This window comes from Flavonifractor plautii ATCC 29863, assembly GCF_000239295.1.
GTDB lineage: Bacteria > Bacillota > Clostridia > Oscillospirales > Oscillospiraceae > Flavonifractor > Flavonifractor plautii.
Genome location: NZ_JH417669.1, coordinates 1 through 6,418, shown reverse-complemented (window position 1 = coordinate 6,418; position 6,418 = coordinate 1). Strand labels below are relative to the sequence as shown.

6 protein-coding genes are annotated in these 6,418 nt (G+C 63.3%); 2 read left to right on the top strand and 4 right to left on the bottom strand.

The genetic code is table 11. From position 1 onward, the window contains the following. Nucleotides 1-46: 46 nt before the first annotated feature. The 4 genes from HMPREF0372_RS03675 to HMPREF0372_RS03660 form a co-directional block, all read right to left on the bottom strand. Nucleotides 47-346, bottom strand: a complete 300-nt coding sequence (locus tag HMPREF0372_RS03675) for an AtuA-related protein (protein WP_007489081.1) — start codon at nucleotides 344-346, stop codon at nucleotides 47-49. A gap of 27 nt (nucleotides 347-373) precedes the next feature. Continuing rightward, the gene (locus HMPREF0372_RS03670) at nucleotides 374-1,723 is read right to left on the bottom strand and encodes an acyclic terpene utilization AtuA family protein (protein WP_007489080.1); all 1,350 of its coding nucleotides are present in this window, start codon (nucleotides 1,721-1,723) and stop codon (nucleotides 374-376) included. 49 nt (nucleotides 1,724-1,772) lie between these two features. Continuing rightward, entirely contained in the window at nucleotides 1,773-3,155 is a 1,383-nt protein-coding gene (locus tag HMPREF0372_RS03665; RefSeq protein WP_007489079.1) for a CitMHS family transporter, read from the bottom strand. A gap of 263 nt (nucleotides 3,156-3,418) precedes the next feature. Continuing rightward, complete coding sequence (locus tag HMPREF0372_RS03660; RefSeq protein WP_009259862.1) at nucleotides 3,419-4,768, bottom strand: sigma-54 interaction domain-containing protein; 1,350 nt, start codon at nucleotides 4,766-4,768, stop codon at nucleotides 3,419-3,421. A 131-nt stretch (nucleotides 4,769-4,899) separates the two neighbouring features. Between HMPREF0372_RS03660 and HMPREF0372_RS03655 the strand changes: the two genes are divergently transcribed. Together HMPREF0372_RS03655 and HMPREF0372_RS03650 are read left to right on the top strand one after the other, a co-directional pair. Next, nucleotides 4,900-5,118, top strand: coding sequence for an AbrB/MazE/SpoVT family DNA-binding domain-containing protein (locus HMPREF0372_RS03655; RefSeq protein WP_007489076.1), 219 nt, complete (start codon nucleotides 4,900-4,902; stop codon nucleotides 5,116-5,118). A gap of 104 nt (nucleotides 5,119-5,222) precedes the next feature. Then, nucleotides 5,223-6,416: a macrolide family glycosyltransferase gene (locus HMPREF0372_RS03650; RefSeq protein ID WP_007489075.1), complete on the top strand. Its 1,194-nt coding sequence runs from the start codon at nucleotides 5,223-5,225 to the stop codon at nucleotides 6,414-6,416. The last annotated feature ends 2 nt before the right edge of the window (nucleotides 6,417-6,418 follow it).

Sequence of the window (6,418 nt, the reverse complement as noted above, 5' to 3'; positions counted from 1 at the left end):
CGCCCCGGAGCGACAGGCTCCGGGGCGGCGCTTTTTCTGAAAAGGCTCAAAGCTCCATATCCAGCAGATAGGAGGACAGGCCCTTGCCGTGCATGTCCACGGAGAGGGAGCGGGTTACGCCGCCGCCCAGGGCGGCGTACATGACAAAGTTCAGCGCATGGATATTGGGCAGCTCATAGCGGACCACCTCACCCTTGACCATGCCCTTGAAGTGCTCCTTCACCCGCTCAGCGGTGACTCTCTCCTTGAGCAGCGCATAGTCCTTGGGGTCGTAGGCGATGAGGGAGATGTTGGAGATGTTGCCCTTGTCGCCGGTGCGGGAGTGTGCGATATCCCAGAGTTTCATAGAAAATGCCTCCTTTCTGTCTTGAAATCAGACTTCAAAGATCTCGACTTCGGGCTTAACATCGCAGCGGCTCACCAGAATGGAGGCCACGGACACGATGTCGCGGGTGCGCTTGACGGCGCCGCAGCCGCCGGCTGGGCCGTTGGTGTAGAGGGCCTCCACCTCGTTGCCGATGAGCTCGGCGTCGGCCCTGGCCTTGGCTCGGCCGGACACGCGGACCCGCACCTCGCTGGGCTCTTCGTTGTACTTGAAGTCGGGGTTCCAGTACAGGCTGTTGCAGCCGATGAGGTCGAACTTCAGCTCGTCAAACACGCCGGGGGCCACCAGCTCCAGGCGTTCCTTGATGATGTCCAGGGCCAGCCTACCGCGGGCCACGCAGCCGGGGCCTCCGTAGCTGATCTCGCCGTCGCCGATGAAGCAGTCCTTGTAGCCGATGGAACACTTGAAGGTCTCGGTCCTGGGCTTGCCGGAGGCGCCCTCCACCTTCACTTTATCCTTCTCCACCTCGGTAAACTTGACCTGCTTGAAGTCGGCCACCACATCGGGGGTCAGGTAGTTCTCGGGATCGTGAATCTCGTAGACGATCTGCTCGGAGCAGGTCTCCACCGTGACCATGCCGCCGGACTCCGGAATCTTGGTGACGAAGAAGGACCCGTCCTCGGAGATCTCCACAATGGGGAAGCCCAGGTGGCCCAGGCCGGGGACATCCTTCTTGCCGGGTTCGGCGAAGTAGCCGCCAGTGACCTGGCCGCCGCACTCCAGGAGGTGGCCCATCATGGTGCCCTTGCCCAGCTTGTCCCAGTCCTCCAGCGACCAGCCGAAGGCGTGGATGGCGGGGGCCATGAAGATGGCGGGGTCGGCTACGCGTCCGGTGATGACCACGTCGGCGCCCTGCTCCAGGGCTTTCAGAATACCCTCCACGCCCATGTAGGCGTTGGCGGAGACGATCTCACCGGGGAGCTTGGACAGGGGCTCGTGGGTCTCCCACACCTCGGCGTCCATGTACTTGTTGATGACGGGCAGCAGATCGTCGCCGGTGACGCAGGCGATCTTCATGCCGGTCAGGCCGTGCCTGCGGGCAATCTCCACGCACTTCTGGGCAGCGGCCTGGGGATTGGCAGAGCCCATGTTGGTGATGAGCTTCACCTTGTGCTTCCAGCACAGGGGAAGGGCCTTCTCCATGCGGTGCTCCAGAAGACCGTTGTATCCCTTGGACGGGTCCTTCAGCTTGGCCTGCTGCCCGATGGCGATGGTGCGCTCGGCCAGGCACTCATAGCTGATATAGTCCAGGTTGCCCTTTTCGATCAGCTCCAGTGAGGGCTCCAGCCGGTCGCCGGCATAGCCGGCCCCGCTGCCGATGCGGATGGTTTTCGTCATGCAATGACTTCCTTTCTGATAATTGACATTTCAAAGACGAGAGAGCGGCTCAGATGGCGATGCCGCGGGTGAGAATGGCGACAACCACCATCACCAGGGACACCAGCCAGGCCAGCGGGATGGTCTTCTTCTGGTGCTCGCCGAAGTCCACGCCGGACAGGCCCACCAGCAGGAAGGTAGAGGCGGTCAGAGGGGAGACGGGGAAGCCGATGGTCATCTGACCCAGGATAGCGGCGCGGCCGACATCTACACCGGCGACGCCGAAGCCCTCGGCGGTCTGAGCCAGCACGGGGAGTACGCCGTAGTAGAAGGAGTCGGGATCAAAGAGCAGGGAGGCGGGCATACCGATGATGCCGATGATGAGGGGGAAGAACTTGCCCATCGTATGGGGGATGATGGAGACTAGCGTGCTGGCCATCTCGGTGATCATGCCGGTGCCCTGCATGATGCCGGTGAAGCAGCCGGCGGCGAAGAGCACGGAGCACATCATGAGGGCCTCCTTGGCGTGGGCGTCCACCCGGGCCTTGGAATCCTTCACGCTGGGGTAGTTGATGACGGTGGCCAGCACGTAGAAGGCCATGAATACCACCGCGGGGGCGAAGCCGGAGAACAGCAGGGACACGATAGCGGCCACAATGAGGATGATGTTCACCCAGAACAGGTGGGGACGCAGCAGGGCCTTCTGCTCCTCGGTGAGCTCCTGCTCGGTATTTCCGGCGGCCTGGAGAGCCACGGCGCCGATGCGCTTTTTCTCGCCGGCTCCCAGGAATGCGGAGATAACCAGCACACATACCAGGCCCACCAGCACGGCGGGAAGGACGGGAAGGAAGAAGGCGACGGGGTTATCGCCCATGCCCAGCGCGGTGGCGGCACGGATGGTGGGGCCGCCCCAGGGCAGAATGTTCATGGTGCCGGCGGAGAGCGCCACAATGGTGGCCAGCGTGGTGCGGCGCATGCCCAACGCGTCGTACAGCGGAAGTAGGGCGGGGACGCAGATCAGGAAAGTGACGGCGCCGGAGCCGTCCAGGTGGACGACGGCGGCCAGAATGGCGGTGCCGATGCCGATTTTGACGGGATCCGTTCCCACCAGGTTCAGAATCCCCTTAATGATGGGGCGGAAGGTACCGGCGTCGGTCAGGATACCAAAGAACAGAATGGAAAAAATGAACATGACGCCGGTGGCGGCCACAGAGCCGATGCCCTTGGAGCCGGTGATCATGTCGCCCAGGGACTTGAAGTTGGCGACAAAGTCGACCACACCCTGCGTCCCCTCCGCGGCGCCCTCCGGCACAACCGCGATGAAGAAACAGGAGATGATGCCGGTGACCACGGGTACCACAATGAGGGCCACCAGCGGGGATGCTTTTTTGGTCATGATCAGCACCAGCATGATAATGACCGTCAGGAATCCGAGAATCGCTAAAGGTGACATTCGCATTACCTCCTCTTTTATTCAAGCAACCTCTCCACACGCTGCTTGCAGCAAGAGAATAAGCAATCCGGATGCCAAAGTGAAAGAGCGGGGACGGGGGATAAAAAAGCAGTCCTTGCAGTATCTTGGGGGAACGGCCGGAAGAGAGGAGAAAAGCATGATTTCTAAAATATTGGAATTTTAATGGATAGAAACCAAATGGTAACTACTCGCGCATACTGATACAGCTGATTTCTAAAAAACTAGAAATAAATTCTAAAAAGTTAGAACGACCCATTCAACTTGTTGTAGAGGCTTGCCAGAGAGATGCCAAGCTGGGCAGCGGTCTTTTTCTTGCCCTCCAGGTGGGAGCCGTTGCACGCCAGCAGGCGGAGAATCTCCTGTTTTTCAAAGGCGCGGGTGCGCTGGGCCAGCGTGAGAGGCTGGGCGGCGGGGGCTGTCCGGAGGTTTTCGGGGAGGGACAGCTCGGTAATGAGACCGGAAGGGGTCAGATAGGCGCAGAACTCCAGCACGTTGCGCAGCTCCCGCACATTGCCCGGCCAGTTGTGGGCCAGCAGGCGGTCCAGGGCCTCGGGCGTTAGCTCCAGACGTCGCTTGAGCTTGCGGGACAGCTCGTCCAGCAGGCTGCGGCAGAGAGGAGGGATGTCCTCTCTCCGCTCCCGCAGCGGCGGGATGTGGATGGGGAAGGTGTTGAGGCGGTAGAACAGGTCGGTGCGGAATTTCCCCTCCTCCACATAGCGGGGCAGATCGGCGTTGCAGGCGGCGATGATGCGCACGTCGGTCTCCACCTCCTCCACGCCGCCCACCGGCCGGATGCGGCGTTCCTGGAGGGCGCGCAGGAGCTTGGACTGGAGGCCGACGTCCATCTCGGAGATCTCGTCCAGAAAGAGCGTCCCGCCGGCGGCGGCCTCAAAGAGGCCGATCTTCCCGCCCCGCTTGGCGCCAGTAAAGGCCCCCTCGGTATAGCCGAAGAGCTCGGACTCCAGCATATTGGCGTTGAAGTTGGCGCAGTTGATGGCCACGAACACCCCGGCGGAGCGGGGGCTGGCGTTGTGGATGGCCTGGGCGTACAGCTCCTTTCCCGTGCCGCTCTCCGACTGGAGCAGGACGGTGACGTCGGTCTGGGCCAGGCGGCTGGCCAGCTCCCGGCAGGCCGCCGACCGGGGGGAGACCGCCACAATGGAGTCAAAGGTGTAGTGGGCGGCGTTGGCCTTGTTGACCCGGCGGAGCACCTGACGGCTGCGCTTTTCATAGCGCTCCAGCTCCGCCCGGAAGTCGAAGGCGTCCTTCCAGAAGGTGACCACCGACAGGCCGCCCACCACCTCCGCTCCGTCGAAGATGGGGTACATGTTGACGAAGTAGATGTCCTCGCTCTCCTGGCGCGGGGTGTGCAGGATGGGGCGCTTCTGAGCCAGCACCTCCGGCAGCCGGGCGCCGGGGCGCAGCAGCCGCAGGGGGTATCCCTCGATCGGCCCGATGGGCCCGCCGGCCTCCTTCTCCAGAAAGGCCACATAGGCCCGGTTTCCATAGACAATGCGCTCCTGCGCGTCAATGATCAGCACGCCCTCCTGCATGGCGTCCAGGACTGCGCGGGTGATGGGATCAAGCTGCACGGCGGCCGCCTCCTTCCGTTCTGCCTGTATTGTAGCAGAGAAGCATCTGGTTGACAACTGGGACAATCCTGGTTGACGAAGCGTAGGAAATCGGTTACAATTCCAACAGATAGGCGGAGGAGGGAAGAACGATGGACAAGGTGGCTATGCCGGAGGGAAAGTATCTGGCCTCGGTGAAGCTGGGGCCGAAGGGGCAGATCGTGGTGCCCAAGGAGGTGCGGGAGATGTTCGGCGTCCGGCCCGGGGACACGCTGCTGCTGCTGGCGGACGTGAACCGGGGGATTGCACTCCAGACCTTTGAGAAGGCGGATCCGGTCTTCCGTGATGTCTTTTCGGACCGGGAGCAATAAAAGTGCCGCGCCTGAGGGCGCGGCACTTTTATTTCATCTTGACATTCTGCCTTTGCGGTGCTATAAGTAAGAAAAGTATTACTAATAAGAAATGGGGGCGTAATATGAGCCGGATCGTCTTTTTCTCCATTCCCGCCTACGGGCACACCAATCCCACGGTGGAGGTGGTGCGGCAGTTGGTGCGCCGGGGGCACCGGGTGCGCTACTACTCCTTTGAGGAATTTCGGGCAAAGCTGGAGGGGGCGGGGGCCGAGTTCGTCCCCTGCGACACCTTTCTGCCCCCCGCCCCCAGGGATCTGGGGCGGCGGATGGGGCACGACTTCTCCAGCCTCATGGCGATGGTGATCGATGTGACGGTGGCCATGGAGGAGAAGGTGCTCCGGGAGCTGGGCGAATTCCGGCCCGACTGCGTGGTAGCCGATTCCATCTGCGTCTGGGGCAAGCTGTACGCCCGGCGGCTGGGGCTGCCGCTGGTGTGCTCCACCACCACCTTCGCCTTTGACCAGGAGACCGCCAGGGCGATGCGCCCCGGCCCGCTGGAGGTATTCTACACCCTGACGGGCCTGCCCCAAATCGGGAAGAGGCTGGCTCTGCTGCGGGAGCACGGGTACGAGGTGGAAAAGCTCACCGAGCTGATTCAGAATGACAGCGAGACCGATACCATCGTATACACCTCCCGGGCCTTCCAGCCCGGCGGCGAGCACTTCGGGGAGCGGGTGGCCTTTGTGGGGCCGTCCCTGCCGGAGCTGCCGCCCCGGACGCAGCGGCGGGAGCGGCCGCTGGTGTACGTCTCCCTGGGCACGGTTATGCACGGGAACACCGGCTTTTACCGGGCCTGCGCGGAGGGCCTAGGGGACGGGCCGTGGGATGTGCTGCTGTCGGTGGGCAGCCCGGAGGGGGCGGCAGCGCTGGGCGCTCTGCCCCCCAATGTCCGGGCAGAGGCCAGGGTGGAGCAGCTCCGGGTGCTGGGGGAGGCGTCGGTGTTTCTCACCCACTGCGGGATGAACAGCGTCAGCGAGAGCATCTGGTGCGGCGTGCCCATGGTGTTGGCCCCTCAGCAGTCGGAGGAGGCGGCGGTGGCCCGGCGGGCTGCGGAGCTGGGGGCGGGGCTGCGCTTGGAGCGCCGCGGCCCGGCGGCGATCCGGGCCGCGGTGGAAGAGGTGCTGGCGCAGAGGGAGGCGTACCGGCGGGCCATCGCGCCCTTGGCCGCCGGATTCCGGGCCGCCGGAGGCGCGGCCCGGGCGGCGGAGAAGATAGAGGAGACGATTGCGCGGAAAACAGAAGAGGCGCGGCCCTAAAG

Excerpts from the sequence above, each read along its gene's own strand:
- HMPREF0372_RS03675 (WP_007489081.1), bottom strand. The coding sequence starts at position 346 with ATGAAACTCTGGGATATCGCACACTCCCGCACCGGCGACAAGGGCAAC.
- HMPREF0372_RS03670 (WP_007489080.1), bottom strand. The coding sequence starts at position 1,723 with ATGACGAAAACCATCCGCATCGGCAGCGGGGCCGGCTATGCCGGCGAC.
- HMPREF0372_RS03665 (WP_007489079.1), bottom strand. The coding sequence starts at position 3,155 with ATGTCACCTTTAGCGATTCTCGGATTCCTGACGGTCATTATCATGCTG.
- HMPREF0372_RS03655 (WP_007489076.1), top strand. The coding sequence starts at position 4,900 with ATGGACAAGGTGGCTATGCCGGAGGGAAAGTATCTGGCCTCGGTGAAG.
- HMPREF0372_RS03650 (WP_007489075.1), top strand. The coding sequence starts at position 5,223 with ATGAGCCGGATCGTCTTTTTCTCCATTCCCGCCTACGGGCACACCAAT.